The 24,254-nt window shown below is 41.6% G+C and carries 24 protein-coding genes; all 24 read right to left on the bottom strand.

Features of this window, described 5'->3' with window-relative positions; all coding sequences use genetic code 11:
• Positions 1 to 10: 10 nt before the first annotated feature.
• Complete coding sequence (gene hslU, locus BAE31_RS04530) at positions 11 to 1,411, bottom strand: HslU--HslV peptidase ATPase subunit (protein WP_041108980.1); 1,401 nt, start codon at positions 1,409 to 1,411, stop codon at positions 11 to 13.
• A gap of 16 nt (positions 1,412 to 1,427) precedes the next feature.
• Positions 1,428 to 1,973, bottom strand: a complete 546-nt coding sequence (hslV, locus tag BAE31_RS04525) for an ATP-dependent protease subunit HslV (RefSeq protein ID WP_024424181.1) — start codon at positions 1,971 to 1,973, stop codon at positions 1,428 to 1,430.
• A gap of 14 nt (positions 1,974 to 1,987) precedes the next feature.
• Positions 1,988 to 2,905: a tyrosine recombinase XerC gene (xerC, locus tag BAE31_RS04520; protein WP_041108978.1), complete on the bottom strand. Its 918-nt coding sequence runs from the start codon at positions 2,903 to 2,905 to the stop codon at positions 1,988 to 1,990.
• 62 nt (positions 2,906 to 2,967) lie between these two features.
• The gene (gene trmFO / locus BAE31_RS04515) at positions 2,968 to 4,272 is read right to left on the bottom strand and encodes an FADH(2)-oxidizing methylenetetrahydrofolate--tRNA-(uracil(54)-C(5))-methyltransferase TrmFO (protein WP_041108976.1); all 1,305 of its coding nucleotides are present in this window, start codon (positions 4,270 to 4,272) and stop codon (positions 2,968 to 2,970) included.
• A 70-nt stretch (positions 4,273 to 4,342) separates the two neighbouring features.
• A complete protein-coding gene (gene topA, locus BAE31_RS04510; RefSeq protein WP_041108973.1) occupies positions 4,343 to 6,418 on the bottom strand; it encodes a type I DNA topoisomerase in 2,076 nt (691 codons plus the stop codon).
• Between the two features lie 192 nt (positions 6,419 to 6,610).
• A complete protein-coding gene (gene dprA, locus BAE31_RS04505) occupies positions 6,611 to 7,513 on the bottom strand; it encodes a DNA-processing protein DprA (protein WP_076839563.1) in 903 nt (300 codons plus the stop codon).
• A gap of 63 nt (positions 7,514 to 7,576) precedes the next feature.
• Positions 7,577 to 8,479 carry a succinate--CoA ligase subunit alpha gene (gene sucD, locus BAE31_RS04500; RefSeq protein ID WP_007499624.1) on the bottom strand — a complete coding sequence of 301 codons (903 nt, stop codon included), beginning with the start codon at positions 8,477 to 8,479 and terminating at the stop codon, positions 7,577 to 7,579.
• A 22-nt stretch (positions 8,480 to 8,501) separates the two neighbouring features.
• Positions 8,502 to 9,662 (bottom strand): ADP-forming succinate--CoA ligase subunit beta, encoded by a 1,161-nt coding sequence (gene sucC / locus BAE31_RS04495; RefSeq protein ID WP_024426972.1) that lies wholly within the window; start codon positions 9,660 to 9,662, stop codon positions 8,502 to 8,504.
• 176 nt (positions 9,663 to 9,838) lie between these two features.
• Positions 9,839 to 10,114, bottom strand: coding sequence for a FlhB-like flagellar biosynthesis protein (locus BAE31_RS04490; RefSeq protein ID WP_003211418.1), 276 nt, complete (start codon positions 10,112 to 10,114; stop codon positions 9,839 to 9,841).
• Entirely contained in the window at positions 10,111 to 11,847 is a 1,737-nt protein-coding gene (locus BAE31_RS04485; protein ID WP_076839561.1) for a glycosyltransferase, read from the bottom strand. Before BAE31_RS04485 ends, BAE31_RS04490 begins: the two co-directional genes overlap by 4 nt.
• A gap of 26 nt (positions 11,848 to 11,873) precedes the next feature.
• Positions 11,874 to 12,638 (bottom strand): ribonuclease HII, encoded by a 765-nt coding sequence (locus BAE31_RS04480; RefSeq protein ID WP_076839560.1) that lies wholly within the window; start codon positions 12,636 to 12,638, stop codon positions 11,874 to 11,876.
• 76 nt (positions 12,639 to 12,714) lie between these two features.
• Positions 12,715 to 13,563: a ribosome biogenesis GTPase YlqF gene (gene ylqF, locus BAE31_RS04475; protein ID WP_076839558.1), complete on the bottom strand. Its 849-nt coding sequence runs from the start codon at positions 13,561 to 13,563 to the stop codon at positions 12,715 to 12,717.
• Positions 13,564 to 13,652: 89 nt separating this feature from the next.
• The gene (gene rplS, locus BAE31_RS04470) at positions 13,653 to 14,000 is read right to left on the bottom strand and encodes a 50S ribosomal protein L19 (protein ID WP_008354510.1); all 348 of its coding nucleotides are present in this window, start codon (positions 13,998 to 14,000) and stop codon (positions 13,653 to 13,655) included.
• Positions 14,001 to 14,137: 137 nt separating this feature from the next.
• Positions 14,138 to 14,872 (bottom strand): tRNA (guanosine(37)-N1)-methyltransferase TrmD, encoded by a 735-nt coding sequence (trmD, locus tag BAE31_RS04465; RefSeq protein ID WP_041108965.1) that lies wholly within the window; start codon positions 14,870 to 14,872, stop codon positions 14,138 to 14,140.
• On the bottom strand, positions 14,869 to 15,393 hold the full coding sequence (gene rimM, locus BAE31_RS04460) for a ribosome maturation factor RimM (protein ID WP_024424190.1): 525 nt from the start codon (positions 15,391 to 15,393) through the stop codon (positions 14,869 to 14,871). Before rimM ends, trmD begins: the two co-directional genes overlap by 4 nt.
• Before the next feature lie 8 nt (positions 15,394 to 15,401).
• Positions 15,402 to 15,788: a YlqD family protein gene (locus BAE31_RS04455; RefSeq protein WP_024424191.1), complete on the bottom strand. Its 387-nt coding sequence runs from the start codon at positions 15,786 to 15,788 to the stop codon at positions 15,402 to 15,404.
• Between the two features lie 103 nt (positions 15,789 to 15,891).
• A complete protein-coding gene (locus BAE31_RS04450; RefSeq protein ID WP_041108963.1) occupies positions 15,892 to 16,137 on the bottom strand; it encodes a KH domain-containing protein in 246 nt (81 codons plus the stop codon).
• On the bottom strand, positions 16,137 to 16,409 hold the full coding sequence (rpsP, locus tag BAE31_RS04445; RefSeq protein WP_008344841.1) for a 30S ribosomal protein S16: 273 nt from the start codon (positions 16,407 to 16,409) through the stop codon (positions 16,137 to 16,139). The genes BAE31_RS04450 and rpsP overlap by 1 nt, the downstream gene beginning before the upstream one ends.
• A gap of 105 nt (positions 16,410 to 16,514) precedes the next feature.
• On the bottom strand, positions 16,515 to 17,855 hold the full coding sequence (gene ffh / locus BAE31_RS04440; protein WP_024424193.1) for a signal recognition particle protein: 1,341 nt from the start codon (positions 17,853 to 17,855) through the stop codon (positions 16,515 to 16,517).
• Between the two features lie 13 nt (positions 17,856 to 17,868).
• Complete coding sequence (locus tag BAE31_RS04435) at positions 17,869 to 18,201, bottom strand: putative DNA-binding protein (protein ID WP_012009935.1); 333 nt, start codon at positions 18,199 to 18,201, stop codon at positions 17,869 to 17,871.
• A gap of 143 nt (positions 18,202 to 18,344) precedes the next feature.
• Positions 18,345 to 19,331, bottom strand: a complete 987-nt coding sequence (gene ftsY / locus BAE31_RS04430) for a signal recognition particle-docking protein FtsY (RefSeq protein WP_024424194.1) — start codon at positions 19,329 to 19,331, stop codon at positions 18,345 to 18,347.
• Between the two features lie 20 nt (positions 19,332 to 19,351).
• Positions 19,352 to 22,912: a chromosome segregation protein SMC gene (gene smc / locus BAE31_RS04425; protein ID WP_076839557.1), complete on the bottom strand. Its 3,561-nt coding sequence runs from the start codon at positions 22,910 to 22,912 to the stop codon at positions 19,352 to 19,354.
• A 105-nt stretch (positions 22,913 to 23,017) separates the two neighbouring features.
• Positions 23,018 to 23,761, bottom strand: a complete 744-nt coding sequence (gene rnc, locus BAE31_RS04420) for a ribonuclease III (RefSeq protein WP_008344850.1) — start codon at positions 23,759 to 23,761, stop codon at positions 23,018 to 23,020.
• Between the two features lie 181 nt (positions 23,762 to 23,942).
• Complete coding sequence (gene acpP, locus BAE31_RS04415) at positions 23,943 to 24,176, bottom strand: acyl carrier protein (protein WP_003212028.1); 234 nt, start codon at positions 24,174 to 24,176, stop codon at positions 23,943 to 23,945.
• Positions 24,177 to 24,254 lie beyond the last annotated feature (78 nt).

The raw sequence follows: 24,254 nt of genomic DNA, 5'->3' as shown, positions 1-24,254 counted from the left end.
TATTCATTTGTTAAAGTATAAATTGACTTAAATCTTTGTTATTTGCAATCTTTCCTAGCTTCTCTTCAACATACTGAGGGGTAATGGTCACTGTCTCCATCGTAATATCAGGCGCCTCAAATGAAAGCTCTTCAAGCAGCTTCTCAAGTATGGTATGAAGCCTTCTTGCACCGATGTTATCTGTCTCCTGATTGACATGATAAGCCACTTCGGCAATCTTATGAATAGCATCGTCAGAAAATTCAAGAGATATACCTTCTGTTTCAAGTAAAGCTTTATATTGCTTTAATAATGCATTATCTGGTTCCGTTAAGATTTTCACAAAGTCTTCTATACTTAATTTATCTAATTCTACACGGATTGGGAAGCGCCCCTGAAGCTCTGGAATCAAATCTGATGGCTTTGCCATATGAAATGCACCTGCTGCAACAAACAGCACATGATCAGTTTTAACGGCACCATATTTCGTCATCACAGTTGAACCTTCTACAATCGGTAAAATATCACGCTGAACCCCTTCACGAGAAACATCTGCAGATGATGCACCACCACTTTTGGCGATTTTGTCGATTTCATCGATAAAAATAATTCCTTGCTGCTCTGCTTTGTAGACCGCTTCCTGACTGACTTCATCCATATCAATCAGTTTTGAAGCTTCCTCAGCCGTTAACGCCTTTCTTGCTTCTCTGACAGTCAGCTTTCTGCGTTTTTTCTTTTTAGGCATGAGATTGCCGAGCGCATCCTGCATGTTCATACCCATTTGCTCCATACCCGAGCCTTGAAGCATATCAAACATAGAAGGCTGCTGTTCTTCTACTTCAATCGTAACGTAATGATCTTCAAGTTCTCCCATCGCCAGCTGATGAGCGATTCGCTTTCTTGTCGATTCGAGTTCCACTTCTTCATTTGAATGATCTCGATCACGGTCATCTTCATCAGAGGCGCCAAACAGCATCTCAAACGGATTTTTCACAGACTGGCTTTTTTTCTTGCCAGGAACAAGTAAATGAACAAGACGTTTATTTGCTTGTTTTTCTGCTTCCTCTTGAACATCTTTCATCTTTTCTTCTTTGACGAGTCTAATCGCTGTTTCAACTAAATCTCTCACCATGGACTCTACGTCACGGCCGACATAACCCACTTCAGTAAATTTCGTCGCTTCTACTTTAATAAAAGGCGCACCAGAAATTCGAGCAATTCTGCGGGCAATTTCTGTTTTCCCCACACCTGTTGGACCGATCATTAAAATGTTTTTAGGAACGACTTCATCCTTTAGCTTATCATGCAAAAGACTTCTTCTGTAACGGTTTCTTAAAGCCACCGCCACTGCTTTTTTCGCATCAAGCTGACCAATAATGTATTGATCAAGCTTTTCAACTATCTCTCTTGGGGTGAACGGCTTTTTCTCCATACGTCTCATGTCCTTTCTATTCAAGCTCTTCTAAAGTGATTTGATCGTTCGTGTAGACACAGATTTCTCCGGCCGTTTCAAGAGCGGCCTTTGCAATTTCTCTCGCTGAGAGATGATCACCTGCATGGGTTTTGAGTGCTCTCCCTGCGCTAAGCGCATAGTTGCCGCCTGAGCCAATGGCCAAAATCCCATCATCTGGTTCGATGACCTCTCCTGTTCCAGACACGAGCAGGATGCTTTCTTTGTTCATGACGATGAGCATGGCCTCAAGCTGCCTTAGCATCTTGTCACTTCGCCATTCCTTCGCTAGTTCTACGGCTGCCCGCTTTAAATTACCACCATACTCTTCAAGCTTTGTTTCAAACTTTTCAAAGAGTGTAAAAGCATCGGCTACTGAACCTGCAAAACCTGCAAGCACCTTGCCTCCGAAAAGACGGCGCACTTTTTTTGCTGTGTGTTTCATCACGACAGCCTGCCCGAAAGTGACTTGACCGTCGCCAGCCATTGCACTTTTTCCTTTATGCTGAACGGCAAAGATGGTTGTTGCATGAAATGATGACATGAAAAAACCTCCTTTTAGGATCGTTTAAAAGCCCTTGGGTGATGAGACATGTACGTATTTCTTAAAGAATCTTTTGATACATGCGTGTACACCTGTGTAGATGATAAATTTGAATGACCGAGAAGTTCTTGAACACTTCTCAAATCCGCTCCCTCGTTTAAGAGATGCGTGGCAAAGGTGTGCCTCAACATGTGAGGATGGATATGTAATGTACCTGACGCCTTTTTCATTAATTCAGTGAGAATGAATCGAACACCTCGGTCTGTAAGAGGCGTCCCGCGCTGATTCAAAAACACATGTGCATCAGCGCGGTCTTTCCCCTTAGCTTTCAGCTTCTGCCTTCCATCCTCTAAATAAGTAATGAGCGCTTCATGAGCATATGACCCGAAAGGAACATACCGCTGCTTGCTGCCTTTCCCATGAACAAGCACTGTATCCATTGATAAATCAAGATCAGATTCTTTTAATGAACATAACTCACTGACCCTCATACCTGTTGCATAAAGAAGTTCTAAAATGGCTTGATTTCTTTGCCCAAGCGGTGTGCTGACATCAGAAACTGTAAAAAGCTCTTTTAGTTCCTCTTCATACAAAAATGAAGGAATCCGCTTATCCTGCTTTGGTAAGCTAACGAGTAAAAAAGGATTTTCTTTCACAAGCTGTTCTCTTAATAAAAATTTATAAAAGCTGCGAAGCGCAGAGACTTTCTTACTAATCGTTCTTCTTGTCAGGCCTTTTTCATAAGCTTCTGTTAAATAAATTCTCGTATCTTGATAGGATACCTCTTCAAAACCGTCTATTCCTTGAATGTTCATAAATCTGACAAACTCTTCAATGGCTTCTGTATATCCTGAGATCGTTAAAGCTGAATAGTTTTTTTCAATTTGCAGATATTCAATGAATAAGTGGACAAGACGCTGTTTATTCGTCATTTTTACACCTCTTTAAGGCTTTTAAATGGTATCACATATCTTGCTTTCCGTGCAATGTTTTACTACAGAGATTTCGAAATAGTTTGAATAGTTTCGATTGCGCGCTTAGCGTACTCTGCATAGCGTTCTTGTTTGTTTTTAATTCGAACTCCTAGATCTTTCAGCAAACCAAAATTCGCATTCATCGGCTGGAAGCTTTTCTTGTTTGTCGAAGTGATGTAGTGAGCCATACTGCCAATCGCCGTTTCCTCAGGAAGTGTCACAAGCTCTTCTCCCTTGACAAAACGAGCAGCGTTAATACCAGCCACTAGTCCCGACGCTGCGGACTCGACATACCCTTCAACGCCTGTCATTTGTCCGGCAAAGAATAGATCATCTCTATTTTTAAACTGATAAGTCGGTCTTAAAAGGCTTGGGGAGTTAATAAATGTATTACGGTGCATCACGCCGTAACGAACAATCTCTGCTTCTTCAAGGCCTGGAATCAAACGGAATACTTCCTTTTGATCGCCCCACTTCAGATGTGTCTGGAAGCCAACGATGTTATATAAAGTACCTGCAGCATCATCCTGTCTTAATTGAACAACAGCGTAAGGTCTTTTTCCTGTTTTCGGATCTTCCAGTCCTACTGGCTTCATCGGACCAAACAGCATCGTTTTCTTTCCTCTTTTCGCCATGACTTCAATTGGCATACAGCCTTCAAAGAAGATTTCTTTTTCAAATTCTTTTAATGGCACAGTGTCAGCAGAAATGAGCGCCTCATAAAAACGATCGAATTCTTCTTCTGTCATTGGACAGTTTAAATAAGCAGCTTCTCCTTTGTCATAGCGAGATTTCAAGTACACCTTATCCATATCAATGCTGTCTTTCTCTAGAATAGGTGCTGCTGCATCGTAGAAATAGAGATATTCTTCTCCTGTTAACGATTTTAATTCTTTGGAAAGTGCTTCAGATGTCAGCGGGCCAGTCGCGATAATTGTCGGACCTTCTGGAATGCTCTGCACCTCTTCTTGAAAGACAGTAACATTCGGATGATTTTTCACGCGGTCTGTCACGTTTGCTGCAAATTCATGACGGTCTACTGCAAGCGCGCCGCCAGCAGGAACTGAGCTTTCATCTGCTGCTGCGATAATAGCTGAATCTAAATGACGCATTTCTTCCTTTAATACACCTACTGCATTTGTCAAAGCATTCGCACGCAGTGAGTTGCTGCATACAAGCTCCGCAAATTTATCTGTGTGGTGAGCCGGCGTTTGTTTCACAGGTCTCATTTCATATAAATTGACTTTAATGCCTCGTTTAGCGATTTGCCATGCAGCTTCACTTCCAGCTAAACCGGCTCCGATCACATTTACAAATTGACTCATTGTACAACTCTCCTATTTCGTAAGGTCTGTTTGATGACATAAAAAAGCAGGTGAACAAGGCTGCTCACCGCTATTTTTGTTGTTCCTCTTTATAATCACAGTTGACACATTGAACTTGAACGCCTTTTTTCAGCTTTTTCTCTACAAGCATATTTTCGCATTTTGGACACTTTCTTTCAATTGGTTTGTCCCAAGAGACGAATTCACACTCTGGAAAACGATCACAGCCATAAAAAATGCGGCGTTTTTTCGATTTTCGTTCAACAATGTTTCCTTCATGACATGACGGGCATTTGACACCGATATCTTTGACAATTGGTTTTGTGTTACGGCAGTCAGGAAAGTTAGAGCACGCCATGAACTTGCCGTATCTACCCATTTTGTACACCATCGGATGTCCGCACTCTTCACAATCAACACCTGCGTATTCCGGCTCAATCTCAACTTCTTGCATCTCTGCTTCAGCTTTTTCTACCCGTTTTGCAAAGTCTTGATAGAAGCTGTCGATAATACGAACCCATTCGATCGTACCTTCTTCAACACTATCAAGTTCCTTTTCCATTTTCGCTGTAAATTCAACGTTAATGATTTCAGGGAAGAATTCAATGATTAAGTTGAGTACAATCTCTCCAAGCTCTGTCGGAGTAAATCGTTTATTATCAAGTGCGACATAGCCGCGCTTTTGAATTGTATCTAATGTTGGTGCATACGTAGATGGACGGCCTATACCAAGCTCTTCAAGTGTTTTGACCAATCTTGCCTCAGTGTAACGCGGAGGCGGCTGTGTGAAGTGCTGTTCAGGTTCGATATCTTTTGAAAGAACTGTGTCCCCTTCTTTCAGATCAGGAAGCATTTTGTCCTTTTCCTCTAGCTGGTCGTCCTTTCCTTCCACATAAACCTTCATAAACCCAGGAAATTTCACTTTACTTCCATTCGCACGGAAAGTAAGACCGTTATGATCAAGATCCACACTCATTGTATCAAGAACAGCCGGCGCCATTTGGCTTGCCACGAATCGTTCCCAAATCAATTTGTACAAACGAAGCTGATCACGGCTTAGCACGTGCTTGACATCTGCCGGTTTTCTTAACGTAGAAGTCGGGCGGATGGCTTCGTGAGCATCTTGTGCATTTTCATTCTTTTTGGCCGGGCGTTTTGTTGTATTTAAGAAATTCTTGCCGTACGTCTGATCAATGAAAGCAGATACTTCTTCAATCGCCGTATTGGAAATACGTGTTGAGTCCGTTCTCATATATGTAATGAGACCGACTGTTCCTTCTTTACCAAGATCAATTCCTTCATATAATTGCTGTGCAATCATCATTGTTTTTTTCGCACGGAAGTTTAATTTTCTTGCAGCTTCCTGCTGTAAAGTAGAAGTCGTAAACGGAACGGCTGGATTACGTTTTCGCTCTTTTTTCGTTACTTTCTCTACAGAGAATTTGCTTCCCTTTAATTTCGAAAGGATTTCTTTTACATCTTCTTTTGTTTTCAATGGATGTTTTTTGCCATTGAGGCCAAAGAAACTCGCTTCGAAGCTTTCTTTTCCTTTAAGGAATGTACCGTCAATTGTCCAGTATTCTTCTGGTTTAAATTCATTAATTTCATTCTCGCGATCAATAATCAGGCGGAGTGCAACTGATTGAACACGTCCGGCACTTAAGCCCTTCTTCACTTTCTTCCATAAAATCGGACTGATTTTATACCCAACGAGACGATCTAAGATCCGTCTTGCCTGCTGCGCATCAACTAAGTCCATATTGATCATACGTGGATGCTTAAAGGAATCTTTAATCGCATCCTTTGTAATCTCGTTAAAAACAACGCGGCAGTCAGAAGAGAGGTCAAGGTCAAGGCTGTGTGCTAAATGCCAAGCAATCGCTTCTCCCTCTCTATCGGGGTCAGCTGCGAGATAGACTTTCTTTGCTTTTTTCGCTGCTGTTTTTAATTCTTTCAAAACTGGGCCTTTCCCGCGAATCGTAATATATCTCGGTTCGAAGTCATGCTCAGTGTCAACACCGAGCTGACTTTTCGGTAAATCCCTTACGTGCCCCATTGAAGCTTTTACTTTATACTTTTTTCCTAAATAACGCTCAATCGTTTTCGCCTTTGCTGGCGACTCAACGATGACTAAATAATCAGCCATACTCAAAATCCCCCTTAAGAGGTGTTCTCTCTTTATACATTTCACAATTCATATTTATGTTAATTGCACCTATCTAACAGGCAATCATTAAAAATTCTTTATGATGAACATCATTATAAACACGAAAAACAAAGTGTAAACTTAAATCCTCACTATTATTAAATATTCCGATGTCTTTTGTCAAACGATATTTTATGAGAGTTCAGTATATTGAACGCTGTGGAAGGAGAATTCCTCTAAAATATCCTTTGTGGAATGAACAAGCTTTGCCCCCTGCTGAATGAGTCTTGCCGGACCTGTGGAATTAGAATCAAAGATGGATCCGGCAACTGCAAATACTTCTTTGCCTTGCTCAAGCGCTTGATAGGCTGTAATAAGAGAACCGCTCTTTTCTTTGCACTGAATCACGATGGTCCCTTTCGTCAATGCACTAATTAAACGATTTCTCATTGGAAAATGCCACTTTTCTGGTTTGACATAAGGTGGATGCTCTGACAAAAGCAAATGATGTTCGCCCATGTATTGAGCCATTTGTGCATGTTCTTTTGGGTATAAATGCTGAAAGCCGCCTGCTATAATGACGATTGTTTTCCCTTTTTTCCTGATGCACTCTTTATGTGCCAGTCCATCGATTCCTTTAGCTAAACCACTGACAATCATCCACTCTTCCTTGACAAGCTCACCAACAATTTTCTTCACACATGCTTCTCCATAAGATGATGGAATTCTTGTGCCGACTACACCTAAACTTTTTTCTTCATTTAAATATGATACGTTTCCTTTTAGGAATAACACAGGGGGAGGATCATAAATATTTTTTAGTGTGCTGGGATATAAGGGTGATGTGATGGGAATCATGTGAATGTTTTGCGTTAAATAGGCTTGAACGATGTGTTGAAAAATGGGGAATTCATTTTCTTCAGCTTGTTTTAAGCGGGTAAAGTCGATCGTTTGTAATGCTCGATCCTGTTTAAAATGATGTGTTTCTTCATTTATATATAGTTCAGGATCGACTTTCCACCATTTTGTTAATAATGAGGGTGAGATGAGGCCTTTTAAGCGGTGAAAAATCATTCTTTCGGACACGTTGTACATACCATTCCTCCAGTTTAAGATAGAAAGAAGAAGACTTGTCAAAGAACAAGTCTTCTTGTGTCATTAATGCGTTTTACAAGCTTCGAAGAGATTCTTCTCTTTTAATACTTTAATCAATGTTTCTCCCATGACAGATGGTGTTTCTGCCACTTCAATTCCACATTCCCGCATTGTTTTTACTTTTTCATCAGCTGTGCCTTTACCACCAGAAATAATAGCACCAGCATGTCCCATACGTTTTCCTGGAGGCGCCGTTTTACCGCCAATAAAGCCAACGACTGGTTTTGTCATATTTGCTTTTACCCATTCAGCTGCTTCTTCTTCAGCCGTACCGCCGATTTCACCGATCATAATCACAGCATGTGTTTCAGGGTCTTCATTGAATGCTTTTAAAACATCAATAAAGTTTGTCCCATTTACCGGGTCCCCCCCGATTCCTACAGCTGTCGATTGACCAACGCCAGCTTCTGAAAGCTGATGTACCGCTTCATATGTAAGCGTTCCAGAACGAGAAACAACACCCACATGACCTTTTTTATGAATGTAGCCAGGCATGATACCAATTTTACATTCTTCAGGTGTGATGACACCTGGGCAGTTTGGTCCAACTAGTCTTGTCTTTTTCCCTTCCATATACCGTTTCACTTTGACCATGTCAAGCACTGGAATATGTTCAGTGATACAAATGACGAGATCGACTTCTGCGTCAACAGCCTCTAAAATGGCATCTGCCGCAAATGGTGCTGGTACATAGATAACAGAAGCGTTCGCTCCAGTTGTCTGCACTGCTTCAGATACAGTATTAAATACAGGAACTCCTTCTACTTCAGTTCCACCTTTTCCAGGCGTGACACCGCCAACGATATTTGTTCCGTACTCAATCATTTGTTTTGTATGGAACAATGCGGTTGAACCGGTAATCCCCTGAACAATTACTCTCGTATTTTTATTAATAAATACACTCATTTAGGTTCCCTGCCTTTCTGCTCTACTTGACTAAAGATACAATCTTTTCTGCCCCGTCAGCCATAGACTCAGCAGAAGTGATATTTAAGCCTGAATCACTCAGGATTTTCTTCCCTAATTCAACGTTTGTTCCTTCAAGACGTACAACAAGTGGTAATGTTAAGCCGACTTGTTTCGTCGCTTCAACAACACCTTCTGCAATCACATCACATTTCATGATGCCGCCAAAAATGTTCACGAAAATCCCTTTGACATTTTGATCAGATAAAATGATTTTAAATGCTTCCGTTACTTTTTCAGCTGTTGCACCGCCGCCAACATCCAGGAAGTTTGCAGGGTCCCCGCCGTAATGCTTGATGATATCCATTGTAGACATCGCAAGACCTGCTCCATTGACCATACAGCCAATATTTCCATCTAAAGAAATGTAGCTTAGGTCATATTTAGATGCTTCAATTTCTTTTGGATCCTCTTCATCAAGGTCACGGTATTCTAATATATCTTTTTGTCTATATAAGGCATTGCTATCAAAGTTTAATTTTGCATCAAGTGCCATGACTTTTCCATCGCCTGTTACAACAAGTGGATTAATCTCAGCAATTGAACAATCTTTTTCAATAAACGCATTGTAAAGGCTTGTCATAAACTTAACAGCTTGGCCAACTAATTTTGTTGGAATATTAATTTTAAATGCCACTTCTCTCGCCTGATAGCCTTGCAGGCCAATCGCTGGATCGATGACCACTTTGACGATTTTTTCTGGCGTTTTTTCTGCTACTTCTTCAATTTCAGTACCGCCTTCTTCAGATGCCATCAATACAATTCTTGATGTCGCTCTGTCCAAAACTAGTCCAACATAGTATTCCTTTTGAATATCGCAGCCTTCTTCAATAAGTAAGCGTTTTATTTCGCGCCCTTCAGGCCCTGTTTGATGTGTGACAAGTGTCTTGCCGAGCAATTCCTCTGCAAACCCTTTCACTTCATCTTTCGTTTTTGCAATTTTTACCCCGCCTGCTTTACCACGGCCGCCTGCATGAATCTGTGCTTTTACGACATATACAGAGCTCCCTAGCTCTTCTGATGCTTTCACTGCTTCATCAGGTGTAAATGCTACTTTACCATTTGGAACTGAAACCCCATATTTTCTTAAGATTTCTTTTCCTTGGTACTCATGGATATTCATTTCCCATCCTCCCAACATATGTAGAAACAAAAATTATAAAATAGACTGCGCTTTCATTTTAAAGAATAAAAAAGAGAATGTCTAGGGTTCTATGTAAAATCGTAAAATCCTTCTAAACATTCAAACTTTTATTTTATTAAAAATATAAATTTTTCAGCCAAATCACTTTTTTTACCTTATTTTTTCATTTTTTGATCTAACCTGTAGATAAACGAAAAAATTTCTGCTACAGTATCGTATAATGCTTCAGGGATCTCCTCATCTAGTGTTAAGTGGCGCATGAGTTCGACTAAATTACGGTCTTCCTGGATAGGGACTCCCGACTTTTTTGCTTCTTCAATAATATGATCTGCCACATAGCCGCTGCCTGTTGCAACGACTTTTGGCGCCTTTTGTTTTTCTTCATCGTAATGCAGAGCGACCGCTCTTCTAAGCGGTTTTGAATCCTTCATACTCGTAAGTCCAGCCCTTTCTCGCTGATTTTATGAAAGTGTTCATCTATAAATTGAGACGGATCTACTGGCTCTTGTCTCTTTTTTGCTGTAATTCCCGTCAAACTGTATCCTAGAGCATTTAAATTCTCCCGAACAGCCGGAATCATCGGATTAATGGTTCCTTGCAGTTCATGAGCTGTCTCGACAGTAATTGACATGACCTTTTGCTGAATCGTACAGTCTATTAAAGTTTCTTCAAGGTTTTCCATGTTCAAGTAAAACATGAGGCGGCATTGAGAAATATCAATAGAGCCATCTTTTTTCTTATGTCCCTTTAGAATAAAGGTTAAATCTTGAACACTATGTTTTGAGAAAAGAGGATAGGAAACCATCATTTGACTGACGGTTTGGTTCTCCTGCTGCACAAATAACTGCCCATTTAATCTATGAAACAATTGATCCACTTCTTTTTTAATGGGCTCTGGTAAATCCGAATGTCTCACATCATTTAAGGTAAGCTTTAATTGGTGCAGCTCCTGACTTTTGACATCCTGGCTGCCTTTTTCAAGCAGTTTCAGCATACCAATTTCATCACGCACACCTATTGCCTTTTTCATCGTCATAAGTAAATCGAGCACATCGGTTTTATTGCTTAATGTTGGTTCAGTCTGCTGCACCACCTGAGCCAAAGCTTTCGCCTCTCTTTTTGACAGGAAGGGAAACTCTTTTTGCAGTACAGCTGCTTTTGCGTCAGGCTGAGAGCCTGCCTGCTGGAGTCCTTGAAGCAATGCTGTAAGCTGTTTTAAGTTAGGCTCTTGCTGCCCGTCTGCACCTTGTTTCATCAAGCTTGCCAGTATCCGCTCAATTTGCTGAAGCGGGATTTGCAGCCCTTTTGGACTTGTTGACTGCTGCACGTTTGTCTGAAGAGCTTGGGACGGCTGACGCTCTTGAACGATTGGCGCATGGCTATTTTCTTTTTGCTGAGACGGATTGAGCTGAGTCGTTACTGGTAAACTGCCGCCTTGCTTCGCCTCTCCTTCTCTCGCTGCTAGAAGGACCGACAAGAGCTTTTCTGCATGGACGGCTGTCTCTGCATCTACAACTGACCGAACGGCTTGTATAAGGGTCTGTGTGGCATCTGTGTGCTTCGGAAGCTGTGTTAATTGATTTAATAGCGCTGTTATATCCTGATGAAGGGCAGAGGGTGATTTTACAGCTAAAATAGATTGAAGCACCCCTTGCTGGATCGGTAAATCTTTCTTTAAAGCAAAGAGGAGTGCCTGGAGCCCTTTCTTCACATCAGCTCCTTGAAGCTGTTCGATCCACTTCACTGCCGTTTTTAACTCTCCTTCATTGATGACGGACTTTTCCTTTAAAAAAGCTGTAGCCGTCAGCATGTTTTCAAGCCCATTTTTAAGTGAAAGACCTTCTAATAGTTTGGCTGCTGCATCCTTTAATGTCTTAGGATCTTGATCAAATTGCTGAACGGGTCTTAGTTTATTGAGGCTGCCTCCACCCTCTTGTTCAAATTGGAACCAATAAAATGCGTCTGCTTTAAGCTGGGCCGCCAGCTGTGCTTTTATTTTCGTTGAACCTATTTGAACAAGGGCTGTATCATCTCCAAGCATTTTTAGTACTTTACCGAGAATCAGCCGATGAACATTTTCCTTCCCTTCGGTGTTTAATGGAACCGATTCGGCCGTATTCAGCCGGCTATTCAGTGCTGTATGTATGTCCTCAACTCTTGTCATCACAGGCAGCCTCCTTAGATTAAAATTTATGATATAACAGATTTCACTGGCGCAAACGATAATCGGTGGATGGGGGTAGCACCATGTGTTTGAATCGCAGCCAGGTGCTCTCTCGTTCCGTACCCTTTATGTTTTTCAAATTGATACTCAGGATACTTACGCCCGTACTCTTCCATCATCTGATCCCTTGTCACCTTCGCAATACATGCACCTGCTGCAATGGATGCACTTTTTGCATCTCCTTTGATGATATTCTCTTGGTGAGTAGAAAGCGGGAGTGTCATGGCATCTATGAGTAGATAATCTGGTGTATGAGTTAACTGCTCCACAGCTCTTACCATTGCCAGTCTTGATGCTTCATAAATATTGATTTCATCAATCGTCGCCGCATCAACAATGCCGATTCCGATATCAAGTGCTTCTTTTTGAATTAAATCATAATAAGCCAATCTTTTTTGCTCAGATAATTGCTTTGAGTCGTTTAAACCGAGCAGGACTGTCTCTTCCTTTAATATAACGGCTGCTGCCACAACTGGGCCGGCAAGCGGTCCTCTTCCTGCTTCATCTATTCCAGCAATACATTTGTATCCCTGCGCCTTTGCTTTGTTTTCAAATTGCAGCATGTCATCCCAAGCTGCGCGCAGTGCTTGCTGCTTTTCTCTCTCTTTGTGCCACTTTTCTATCAGTTTTTGGACACTTTTTCTCGTATCATCTTTCACAAGCTCGCGAATGTAGGACTCGTCGCCTGCATGCTTTTCTATAAGTTCTTTTATTTGTTTCACCGTGTACATAGGCTTTTTCGCAGCCTCCTTCTTTATATCGGCAGTTTTTCGCAAAAAATAAAGACCCGCATGAGCTGCGTGTCTTTTAGCTTTCAGGCTTCTCAAAAGTGAGGGGACCAAATTTTTCTGTTCGAATATCCCGAATAATGATTTCGGTGGTTTTGTCATAGTTTATGAATCCCCCGCTCATTAGACAGCCGCGCTTAGTGCCAATTGCATTAAACAGCTCAACCGTATCTTCAGGTATCTCCGCTAGGTCATAGCGTTTTTTTAATCGCTCTGGGTAGTTCTCTTCTAGAAAACGAAGTGCATACACAGCGACATCCTGTAAGTTGATGATCGAATCTTTGATCGCTCCAGTCACAGCAAGCCTGAGTCCTACTTGCTCATCTTCAAACTTCGGCCAGAGGATTCCAGGGGTATCGAGCAGTTCTAGTTCTTTCCCTACCTTTACCCATTGCTGTGATGTCGTAATACCAGGCCGGTCTCCTGTTTTGGCAATGTTCTTTTTTGCTAAACGATTGATTAAGGTCGATTTTCCGACGTTGGGAATCCCGATAATCAGTGCTCGAATTGCACGTGGTTTGACGCCTTTTGCTTTCATGCGGTCGAATTTTTCTTTTAAAATTTCTTTTGAAGTCGTGATGATCTGATTTAAGCCTTGTCCATCGACAGAGTTAATAGCAAGTGACCGAACGCCTTGTTGCTCAAAATGCGCCTGCCACTCCTTTGTCATACGAGGATCTGCTTTATCTGCTTTGTTTAAGAGCATGATTTTGGGTTTGTTTTGAAGGATTTCTTCGATCATTGGGTTTCTAGAGGACATCGGAATTCTTGCATCGGTTAATTCAAATACGATGTCGATGAGCTTTAATTTTTCTGTGACTTCACGTCTTGCTTTTGCCATATGGCCTGGAAACCATTGAATCGTCATATGTGCACCTTCTTTCTTCTACCGTTATCTTTATACATTGTACAAAAAAAGAGCCTGTTACAGGTAACAAGCTCTTTCCTTTGATATCATTATCGTCTGATTTCTTTGATACGAGCCGCTTTACCGCGAAGTTCACGTAGGTAGTAAAGTTTCGCACGACGTACCTTACCGTGACGTACAACTTCGATCTTAGCGATTTTTGGTGTGTGTACAGGGAATGTACGCTCAACGCCTACACCGTAAGAGATCTTACGAACTGTGAAAGTTTCGCTGATTCCACCACCACGACGCTTAATTACAACACCTTCAAAGATCTGGATACGCTCACGAGTACCCTCGACAACTTTAACGTGTACACGTAAAGTGTCACCAGGACGGAACGCAGGAAGATCAGTGCGTAATTGTTCTTTTGTGATTTCTTCAATCAAATGTTGCATCGTTTTCAACTCCTTCCAACAGATGCTCATGTCCTCTTTCTTCATTGCAGCGGAACATCGTTTTCAAACTTGGATCAGCAAGCCGTCCAAGTCACAAGTAGTATCATACCATACCTCTATGCCGTGTGCAATACAATCTAGTCATTATGAAGCTGCCAAAGCCATCTTTTTTCTTCATCCGTTAATGTTTTGCAAGAATCGATCAAATCTGGTCTTCTTGTATAGGTTCGCTTCAAGGATTCTTTGCGCCGCCACTCTTCAATTTTGGCATGATTTCCAGAGAGAAGCACATCCGGCACTTTTAGTCCTTTATACTCCGCAGGCCTTGTATAGTGCGGGTGCTCAAGCAGACCTGTACTGAATGAATCTTCGATGTGAGACGCTTCTTTTCCAAGCACATGAGGCAAAAGCCTGACCACACTGTCTGCAATCATCATCGCTGGCAGCTCTCCGCCTGTGAGGACAAAATCTCCGATTGAGATCTCATCTGTGACAAGATGCTCCCTGATGCGCTCATCGTAGCCTTCATAGTGGCCGCAAATGAACATAAGATGCTCTTCTTTTGCAAGTTCTTCTGCTTTCTTTTGTGTATATCTTTCCCCTTGAGGACAGACAAGAATGATTCGGGGCTTCGTGCTTGCTTTCTTCGTTAAATCTTCTACCGCATCAAATACGGGCTGCGCTTTCAGTACCATACCAGCACCGCCGCCATACGGATAGTCATCCACTGTTTTATGCTTATGATCCGAATACTCTCTAAAATTGACGACTTGAAATGAGACAGCTTCTTTCTCCTGTGCTTTTTTTAGGATCGATGAGTGAAGCACACCTTCGAACATTTCAGGAAAAAGGGTTAAGAAATCGATTTTCATTCGTCAATAAGTCCTTCCATCACTTCAATGTGTACGGTTTTGGATGAGATATCGATCTTTTTGACGACAGATGGTATATATGGAATGAGGGCATCTTTTTTGCCTTTTCTTCCAACCACCCACACATCATTTGCCCCTGGCGTAAGGATTTCTTTGATTTGGCCGATCAGCTTGTCCTCTTCATCGTATACTTCACAGCCAATGATTTGGTGGAAATAAAATTCTCCTTCGTCTAATGACCCAAGATGTTCTTTTTCTACCTTTAAGATTGATTCTTTCAAATGCTCTGCTTCATTTAATGAGTTGATTTCTTCAAATGTGAGCAGATCAAACTGTTTGTGCTGCCGATGTGATGCGACAGTCACTTTCAGCGGCTCGCTTTGACCTTGCTTAAAAATATAGAGGACGCTTCCCTTTTTGTAGCGCTCTTCTGGGAAATCCGTCTTTGACACGACGCGTACTTCTCCGCGCACTCCGTGTGTATTGACGATCTTTCCAACATTCAACCATTCTAGCTCCATGTTCTCAATCACCCCTGACGTATTTCCACAATGGTGCCGTCTTTCACGACGATGACATTATCTTGCATCTTGTCATCCCATTTATCACCTATTTTTACTTCAACCAATGCATCCACTTCTGTTTCTTTCATTTCACTTCCAAGCGGCAAAATATGCAGCTGCTCTACTTGAAAATCAATTTGCCGGATCTTCTCTTGCCTTTTATCGATCGCTTTTTGAAATTGAGGGATGGCTTCTTGCTGATGTGGTTCTTTTTCATGTTTTTTTAGTTGAAAATATAGTTGATTGCATTCACGTTCTAGTCTTTCTTTTTTCTCCAAAAAAGTCGTTAACAGTTTGTCCTTACTGCTTTCAGTTAATACTTGCATCACGGTGACATGTTGAATGATCTGCATCTTCCTTTTTGTCCCCCTATCCGAAGGCATTTGTCCTCTACAGTATAACGAAAAATAGATTTAAACGTGTAAAAAAAGGGGAGGTCCTAAGCCCTCTCCCTTTTTAGTCAGCAATCTCAAGTTGAACTTTCTTAGAAGACTCTGCACTTGCTGCAAAAATGACTGTTCGTATCGCTTTTGCTGTACGTCCCTGCTTTCCGATCACTTTTCCGGTATCTTCAGCATTGACAGACAGTGTGTAAATCAGCTGCTCATCTTTTTCTAATGAAGATACGTGAATATCTTCAGGGAAATCAACAAGTGGCTCGACGATGGACACAATCAATTCTTCCAAGGACAGCTCATTCATTATTTGCTGTTTTTCGCATTATGAAATTTTTCAAGAATTCCTTGGCTTGAGAAAAGGTTGCGAACTGTATCAGATGGTTTCGCACCATTTTGAAGCCATTTAAGCGCTAATTCTTCGTTGATTTTCACCTCAGCTGGTGATACCACTGGGTTGTAAGTTCCAACTGTTTCGATGAAACGACCGTCACGTGGTGAACGAGAATCTGCTACAACAATACGATAGAAAGGAGATTTTTTTGCTCCCATACGTTTTAAACGAATTTTTACTGCCATTTTACTAGCACCTCCGAAAATATTTCAACAAGATAGTATATTAACAATGATAAAAGGGTTTGTAAAGTGTTTTTTCTTAACAACGGTTTTATCATGTATAACCAATTACATAAATGGTAATTTAAAGCCCTTTTTCTTTCCTTTGGACATGTTGGTCATTTGCTTCATCATCTTTTTCATTTCATCAAATTGCTTTAAAAGGCGATTGACTTCCTGTACAGATGTTCCGCTTCCTTTTGCAATCCGTTTTCTACGGCTTGCATTGATGACCTCTGGCTGTTCTTTTTCCTTGGTCGTCATTGATTTAATGATCGCTTCAATATGATTGAGCTGCTTTTCGTCTACTTGGACGTTTTTGAGCCCTTTCATTTTACCGGCTCCCGGCATCATTTGGATCAGTTCATCAAGTGGACCCATATTCCGAACTTGGCCAAGCTGCTCGAGGAAATCATCGAGCGTGAAGCTCATTGTCCGCATTTTTTGCTCAAGCTCTTTCGCTTTATCTTGGTCGACGTTTGCCTGTGCTTTTTCAATCAGCGTGAGCACATCTCCCATGCCAAGAATTCTTGATGCCATCCGCTCCGGATGGAATGGTTCAATCGCATCAAGCTTTTCTCCTAGCGCAGCGAATTTAATCGGCGTGTTGGTGACAGCTCGAATAGAAAGTGCTGCACCGCCTCTTGTATCACCGTCTAGTTTTGTTAGAACGACACCCGTTAAACCAAGCTGTTCATTAAAGCTTTTCGCGACATTGACAGCATCTTGACCTGTCATAGAGTCAACAACTAGGAAAATTTCTTCTGGATTTGCTACTTCTTTTACTTTCTGAAGTTCATCCATTAATTCTTCATCGATATGAAGACGTCCTGCTGTATCTAAAATGACATAATCATGGTGTTCTTCTTTCGCTTTTTCAATTGCCTGTTTGGCAATTTCGACAGGGCTGACTTGATCACCTAATGAAAACACCGGCATATCAAGCTGTTTCCCAAGCGTTTGAAGCTGCTGGATCGCTGCTGGTCTGTAAATATCAGCAGCTACCATCATCGGCTTGCGATTATGTTTTTTGCGAAGTAAATTGGCAAGCTTCCCAGTGGTGGTTGTTTTACCTGCCCCTTGAAGACCAACCATCATAATGACGGTTGGAGATTTTTTCGCTACAGCGATCTTACTCTCTTCTCCGCCCATTAATTCAGTGAGTTCTTCTTTTACAACTTTAATAACCTGTTGTCCAGGGGTAAGGCTTTTCATGACCTCTTGCCCAACTGCCCGCTCACTTACTTTTTTCACAAAGTCTTTGACTACTTTAAAATTGACGTCAGCTTCAAGAAGGGCAAGGCGTACCTCGCGCATCATTTCTTTTACATCTTGCTCTGACACTTTTCCTTTGCCGCGGATTTTTGAAATCGTCTGCTGCAGTCGGTCGGCTAATCCTTCAAATGCCATACTGTGCCGCCTCCTAATCTAATTTCTCAAGCGATTCAATTAAAGCTTCTGCTTCTTCTGTTTGCGCAGAATCAGCTACAAGCTCTCTCATTTTTTTGAGAAGTTCTTTACGCTCTTTAAATTTCTTAAACAAGAGCAGCTTTTCTTCATATTGTTCAAGCATCGCTTCAGTCCGTTTAATATTATCATAAACAGCCTGCCTTGATACTTCATATTCATCCGCAATTTCACCGAGGGAAAAATCGTCTAGGTAGTAAAGCGACATGTAGCTCTTTTGCTTTGCGGTCAACAACGATTGATAGAAGTCAAACAAGTAGTTCATTCTCGTTGTTTTTTCAAGCGTCATGGGCTCTCTCCCCTTTGTTAAGTTCATTCCCTTTACATCAACTAAGTTTACACGGTTCTCTTCTGTGTGTCAAGTTTTTATCTTGTCACTTCATGAAGCGGCGTATAAATAAAAATGCCAGCAGTTTCGCCGGCATTTTTGTATTAGTCTTGTTGATCAATCACGTCTGAGAATAATCCATACACATACGATTCTGCATCAAACTCTTGCAGATCGTCCACCTTTTCACCTAAACCGACAAGCTTCACGGGAATGTTCAGCTCATTTCGAATTGCAAGAACGATCCCGCCTTTTGCAGTACCGTCAAGCTTTGTTAAAGCAATCCCTGTCACATTTGTCGCTTTCGAAAATTCCTTGGCTTGTGCCATGGCGTTTTGACCCGTTGTCGCATCAAGAGCAAGCAATACTTCATGAGGTGCATCTGGAACCTCGCGCTCAATGACTCTCTTGACTTTCTCCAGCTCTTTCATCAAGTTCACTTTGTTTTGAAGTCTTCCTGCTGTATCGCAGATGAGGACATCCGCATTTTTCGCTTTTGCTGATTGAACGGCATCATAGATCACCGCTGCTGGATCAGAGCCTGCCGTTTGTTTGACGACAGGAACACCTGAACGCTCTCCCCACACTTCAAGCTGCTCGATGGCACCGGCACGGAACGTATCACCTGCTGCTAAAATGACGGATTTCCCTTCATTTTTCAGCTTATTTGCAAGCTTGCCGATAGTCGTTGTTTTTCCAACACCGTTGACGCCTACAAATAAAATGATATTCAAACGCCCGTCTTCAATGTTCAGCGCAGAGATTTGTTCCTCTCCGCTATTGTAGATATCAACCAGTTTTTCAGAAATGACCGCTTGTACTTCACTTGGGTCTTGAATGTTTCTTAATTTCACTTCTTTTTTCAGCTCATCAATCAGTTCCATCACAGTTGTGAAACCGACATCAGCGCCGATCAGAACCTCTTCCAGCTCTTCAAAAAAGTCTTCGTCGACTTTGCGGTAGCGAGAAATCAGTTCATTCACTTTTCCTTGGAAGGAGTTTCTCGTTTTTTCGAGTCCGTCTTTAAACTTTTCTGATACTGAATCGGTTTGCTGCGTAAATTTTTCTTTTAATTTCTTAAAAAAGCTCATTGGTTCAAAACCTCCTTTAATTACTGGACAAGCTCTTTCGTTTCTTCTAGTTTGACAGATACAAGCTTAGAAACACCTGATTCCTGCATGGTCACGCCGTAGAGCACATCGGCTTCTTCCATTGTTCCCTTGCGGTGCGTAATGACAATGAACTGTGTTTCCTGGCTGTATTTCTTTAAATATTGCGCAAAACGGAAAACATTTGCTTCATCAAGTGCCGCTTCTACCTCATCTAACACGCAGAATGGAACAGGTCTCACTTTTAAAATAGAGAATAGTAAGGCGATCGCTGTTAAGGCTCTCTCTCCGCCTGAAAGAAGGCTTAAGTTTTGCAGTTTTTTCCCTGGCGGCTGCGCGACAATATCAACGCCAGAGTTGAGTAAATCATTTGGATCTGTCAGCTTAAGATCTGCTCTTCCGCCGCCAAATAATGCTTGGAAAACAGATTCAAAGTGACCGCGGATTTGAGAGAATGTCTCAGAGAAACGCTTTGTCATCTCTTGATCCATTTCTTCGATGACTTGGAATAATGTATTTTTCGCTTCTGTCAGATCATTTCGCTGTTCTGTTAAGAAAAGATAGCGTTCATTCACACGTTCATACTCGTCAATGCTGCCTAAGTTTACTGTTCCAAGCTCTTCAATGGCTAGTTTGATCAGCTTCACTCGTTTTCTTGCTTCATCTGGCGATAACGTCAACTGATACATCTCTTTTGCTCCTTCAAATGAAAGAGCATATTCATCGTTCAAATAAGCGATCAGGTTATCGAGCTCGACTTCCATACGGCCAAGCTTAATCTCTTCATCTTTTAAGCTTGTGGTGAGCTGCTTATACAAACGTTTTTGTTCTTTAAGCTCACGTTCAGCGAATTCTAATGTTTCAGAAAGAGCGAGACGCTGCTTACGACGCTCTGAAATGAGGGCGGTTGTTTTGTTTTTGTTTTCCAGCTTCTCTTTCGCTGCTTCTTCCAGTTGTTCGGCTCCGCTTGAACTAGATGACATTTCACTTGTTAAGAGTGACAGATCTTCTTTTGTTTCCATCAGCGTCTGTTCAGCTTCTTCTAATTCAGCCATTAAGCTCGAAAGCTTTTCTTGTTCATTCGCTAAGGACTGCTCTTTTTTGGCAAGCGAGATTTTCAGGTCTGTTAATTCAGCTGAAATGGTTTCTTTCGTTGAGCTTTGCGTCTGCTTACGCTTTGTTAATGTATTGATCTCTTGATCTAAAGCCGTCAGTTTCTCACCTATAGAGGCTTCAAGAGCGACCTGCTTTTTATCCTTATCCGCGAGTTCAGTAGAACGCTGCTGCAATTCTTCTTTTTCTTGATCATAGAGTTCAAGATGAGCATTGATATTTTTTTCTGCAACTTGCAGTTCGTATAGCTTCCCTTTGAGATCTTGCTGCTTTTCACGAAGTGTTTCGCCGCGCTGACGCAGTTCGTTTAATTGGCTTTCGTTAACTCTGATCAATTGCTTCGTTTCTTTTGTTTCTTTTTCAAGGATCGTTGTTTTCTCTTCCATTTCAACGAGCTGCTTTGTTAACGTTTCGATCTCCCGGTTTCTTGAAAGAAGAGAGTTGTTCTTTTTCTTTACGCCACCACCAGTCATTGAACCGCCGGGGTTTACGACATCTCCATCAAGGGTCACGATGCGGTAACGATGTCCAAGCATTTTCGCCAGTTCATTGGCGCCTTTTAAGTCTCTAACGATCAGCACAGTTCCAAGCAAATTCTGAATCACCTTTTGATACTTTTCATCGAAGGAAACGAGGTGACTCGCTACGCCGATAAATGCAGCATGCTGCTCTGCTGTTTGAACATCTCTGAGCTGAATGATTCTTTCTTTGATCACGTTCATTGGCAGGAAGGTTGCACGTCCAAATGAATGCTGCTTTAAGTATCCAATCGCTTGTCTCGCAGCTGCTTCATTTTCTGTAACGACGTGCTGCGTGGCTGCACCCAGTGCAATTTCAATCGCTGTCTCATACTGCTGATCCGTTTGAATCAGCTCTGCAATGGCACCATGAATACCGCCTAACCGTTCTTTTGCCTTTAAGACCTCTTTCACTCCTTGGAAAAAGCCTGAGAAGTCTTCTTGCATGGATTCAAGCATTTCTTTTTTGGATTTTGCCTGCTGTACGTATTGATAGGCTTGGTAAAGAGCCGTTTCTTTTTTCTCGTATTGACGTTTTATTTGCTCAAGCTTTTGTTCTGCCTCTCTAAAACGTTTGACTTGAGCCAGAATGTCTTCTTCCAGTGCTGAAAGCTGCTGCTCAGCTTCTGTTTTCTTTTCTTTGACAGACACTCGTTCTTCGATATGTTTTTGGTTATTTTGCGTCAGCCGCTCTAGCTGCATCGCTGCTTGGCGCTGCTGTTCTTCTAGTAATTTACGTTCATTACGGATGGAAGCCTGTTCATTGAGCAGATCAAAATAATCGCTTTTCAGCTGTTCAATTTGACCTTCCACATCTTCACTATGAAGCGACAGTTGATGCTGCTTTGTTTTCACTTCATCTTTTAGCTGGTGTACTTCTTTTTGCAGACTGTCACGCGTGATTTTCTGCTGCTCAATCTTTTCGGTTAACAGCGACTGCTTTTCAGTTAAGCGAACGAGCGTTTCTTCAAGCTGTCCTTGGTTTGCAGCGGCATTTTTTTTCCGCTCTTTTAGCACTTCTTTTTTTCCTTCAAGCTTTTCTAATTCCTCACTTGTGAAAAGAAGAACTTCTTGCAGGTCATTAATTGATTCGTCAAGCGCTTGAATGCGGTCTCTCGACTCTTCAATTTTGGCTTCTTTTGCTTGGATATCTGTAGACTGCTTCATTTCATCTTGTTTGAAGCGCTCGACTGCTTCACCAAGTGTTGTCCATTTTTCATGAAGTGCTTCGATGTCATGGACAGTTAGGGCAATTTCGACATTTTCAAGCTCTTCTTTTTTTTGCAAATAGTCTTTTGCAATGGATGCTTGCATTCTTAATGGTTCTACTTGATCTTCTAGTTCATGCAGAATATCTTCTACTCGGTTTAAGTTGTCCTGCGTTTCAAACAGTTTATTTTCGGCTTTTTTCTTTCTTGTTTTATATTTTAAAACGCCAGCCGCTTCTTCAAAAATACTTCTTCTCTCTTCTGCCTTGCTTGATAGAATTTCCTCTACCTTTCCTTGGCTGATGATTGAAAAAGCTTCCTTTCCAAGACCTGAATCCATGAAAAGATCAATAATATCCTTTAAGCGGACAGATTGATTGTTTATGAGAAATTCACTTTCGCCTGAACGATAAACCCTTCTTGTCACACTGACTTCATGAAAATCGATCGGTAAAAAGTGATCTTCGTTATCTAACGTTAAAGTCACCTCTGCTAGATTGACTCTTTTTCTTGAGTCACTTCCTGCAAAAATGATATCTTCCATTTTTCCTCCGCGGAGGCTTTTCGCTGATTGTTCTCCAAGTACCCAGCGGATGGCATCGGTAATATTACTTTTGCCGCTTCCGTTTGGTCCAACAACAGCTGTGACCCCTTTAACAAAGTCCACGGTCACTCGCTGTGCAAATGATTTGAATCCTATCACGTCTAAACGTTTGAGGAACATGAGAGTGATCCTCCTTATGTATTTAAAGTACTATCATCTTACCATATGAAGTGAAAAAAGATGATGGAAAACAGAGTGAAATCCCCCTGAATAACGAGGGGGATTTTATTGGTTCATATGATGTTTCTGCAATTTAGCAAGTGCTTCCTGTGCAGCGTGCTGTTCTGCTTCTTTTTTAGAGCGTCCATTTCCAATTCCGAGCACTTCACCTCGAAGGGATACATTTGCTTCAAATTCCCGGTTATGTGCAGGCCCTTTTTCATGCAGGATCCGGTATTCAAGCACACCTTTTCCATCGCGCTGCACAAATTCTTGCAGCTGGCTTTTAAAGTCCATGACGTGCGAGAACGCTCCATCATTAATTTTCGGATAGACGTACGCTTCTAGGAATCGTTCAACCGGCTCAAGCCCTTGATCTAAATAAAGTGCACCGATAAACGCCTCGAATACGTCCGCTAAGAGTGCTGGGCGTTTTCTGCCGCCTGTCATTTCTTCGCCTTTTCCTAAAAGAACAAGGTCTCCGAAGGACAGCTCATGTGCCAGTGATACAAGTGACGGTTCACATACGATCGCCGCTCTTAGTTTCGTTAAATCTCCCTCGCTCATCGCTGGATATTTTGCAAATAAGAATTGAGAGATGGTCAATTCTAAAACAGCATCTCCTAAAAATTCAAGTCTTTCATTATCCTCGTATGGCTTTTTCCGGTGTTCATTCACATAAGAGGAATGTGTAAATGCTTGATATAGAAGCTTTTCATTTTTAAAGTGTACAGAAATGCGCTGCTGGAATTCTCTAAATTGCTCTAGTTTTTTGCTCTGTTTCTGTTTGTCTTTATATTGTTTTGGCATAGCAACCTCCAGGTAGGCGTAATCGCCTTTAAGGATACTGATTATATGGAGTCTCTCTTTCTACATGCAGGGAAACATTGCTCCCAGCATCTGAAAAAGGCTGACAATTGATCAGCTGAATGTGTTGAAACTAACATAAATTTTCAAAGTCCCGTCGAAAGTAGACGGGACTTTGTTACGCTTATTGCTGGCTATTTATGTAGTTCACAGCGTCACCGACTGTTGCAATTTTTTCAGCATCTTCGTCAGAAATTTCCATATCGAACTCATCTTCAAGTTCCATAACTAGCTCAACTACATCAAGGGAATCAGCGCCTAAATCTTCTTTAAATGAAGCTTCCATTTTCACGTCAGCCTCATCAACGCCAAGGCGGTCTACAATAATTTTTGATACACGCTCTAATACGTCTGCCATTGCCTTTCACCTCCCCTCAAAGTATTATAGTTGAATTGTTTTTAAAAAACTAGAGAAAACCTAATGAAATTTTGATAT

It is taken from the genome of Bacillus sp. I-2, from assembly GCF_001974945.1.
Classification (GTDB): Bacteria; Bacillota; Bacilli; order Bacillales; family Bacillaceae; genus Bacillus; species Bacillus safensis.
This window is presented reverse-complemented; position numbering and strand designations above follow the sequence as displayed.

Coding starts and splice junctions, on each gene's coding strand:
- rimM (WP_024424190.1), bottom strand. CDS start 15,393: ATGGAGCTAGAATGGTTGAATGTTGGAAAGATCGTCAATACACACGGA.
- BAE31_RS04455 (WP_024424191.1), bottom strand. CDS start 15,788: ATGCAGATCATTCAACATGTCACCGTGATGCAAGTATTAACTGAAAGC.
- hslV (WP_024424181.1), bottom strand. CDS start 1,973: ATGTCATCATTTCATGCAACAACCATCTTTGCCGTTCAGCATAAAGGA.
- topA (WP_041108973.1), bottom strand. CDS start 6,418: ATGGCTGATTATTTAGTCATCGTTGAGTCGCCAGCAAAGGCGAAAACG.
- trmD (WP_041108965.1), bottom strand. CDS start 14,872: ATGAAAATCGATTTCTTAACCCTTTTTCCTGAAATGTTCGAAGGTGTG.
- rpsP (WP_008344841.1), bottom strand. CDS start 16,409: ATGGCAGTAAAAATTCGTTTAAAACGTATGGGAGCAAAAAAATCTCCT.
- BAE31_RS04480 (WP_076839560.1), bottom strand. CDS start 12,638: ATGTACACGGTGAAACAAATAAAAGAACTTATAGAAAAGCATGCAGGC.
- sucD (WP_007499624.1), bottom strand. CDS start 8,479: ATGAGTGTATTTATTAATAAAAATACGAGAGTAATTGTTCAGGGGATT.
- ftsY (WP_024424194.1), bottom strand. CDS start 19,331: ATGAGCTTTTTTAAGAAATTAAAAGAAAAATTTACGCAGCAAACCGAT.
- sucC (WP_024426972.1), bottom strand. CDS start 9,662: ATGAATATCCATGAGTACCAAGGAAAAGAAATCTTAAGAAAATATGGG.
- BAE31_RS04450 (WP_041108963.1), bottom strand. CDS start 16,137: ATGAATGAGCTGTCCTTGGAAGAATTGATTGTGTCCATCGTCGAGCCA.
- rnc (WP_008344850.1), bottom strand. CDS start 23,761: ATGCCAAAACAATATAAAGACAAACAGAAACAGAGCAAAAAACTAGAG.
- trmFO (WP_041108976.1), bottom strand. CDS start 4,272: ATGAGTCAATTTGTAAATGTGATCGGAGCCGGTTTAGCTGGAAGTGAA.
- BAE31_RS04490 (WP_003211418.1), bottom strand. CDS start 10,114: ATGAAGGATTCAAAACCGCTTAGAAGAGCGGTCGCTCTGCATTACGAT.
- ffh (WP_024424193.1), bottom strand. CDS start 17,855: ATGGCATTTGAAGGATTAGCCGACCGACTGCAGCAGACGATTTCAAAA.
- hslU (WP_041108980.1), bottom strand. CDS start 1,411: ATGGAGAAAAAGCCGTTCACCCCAAGAGAGATAGTTGAAAAGCTTGAT.
- dprA (WP_076839563.1), bottom strand. CDS start 7,513: ATGTACAACGTGTCCGAAAGAATGATTTTTCACCGCTTAAAAGGCCTC.
- rplS (WP_008354510.1), bottom strand. CDS start 14,000: ATGCAACATTTGATTGAAGAAATCACAAAAGAACAATTACGCACTGAT.
- acpP (WP_003212028.1), bottom strand. CDS start 24,176: ATGGCAGACGTATTAGAGCGTGTATCAAAAATTATTGTAGACCGCCTT.
- BAE31_RS04435 (WP_012009935.1), bottom strand. CDS start 18,201: ATGACGCTTGAAAAAACAACGAGAATGAACTACTTGTTTGACTTCTAT.
- BAE31_RS04485 (WP_076839561.1), bottom strand. CDS start 11,847: ATGACAAGAGTTGAGGACATACATACAGCACTGAATAGCCGGCTGAAT.
- xerC (WP_041108978.1), bottom strand. CDS start 2,905: ATGACGAATAAACAGCGTCTTGTCCACTTATTCATTGAATATCTGCAA.
- ylqF (WP_076839558.1), bottom strand. CDS start 13,563: ATGACGATTCAATGGTTTCCAGGCCATATGGCAAAAGCAAGACGTGAA.
- smc (WP_076839557.1), bottom strand. CDS start 22,912: ATGTTCCTCAAACGTTTAGACGTGATAGGATTCAAATCATTTGCACAG.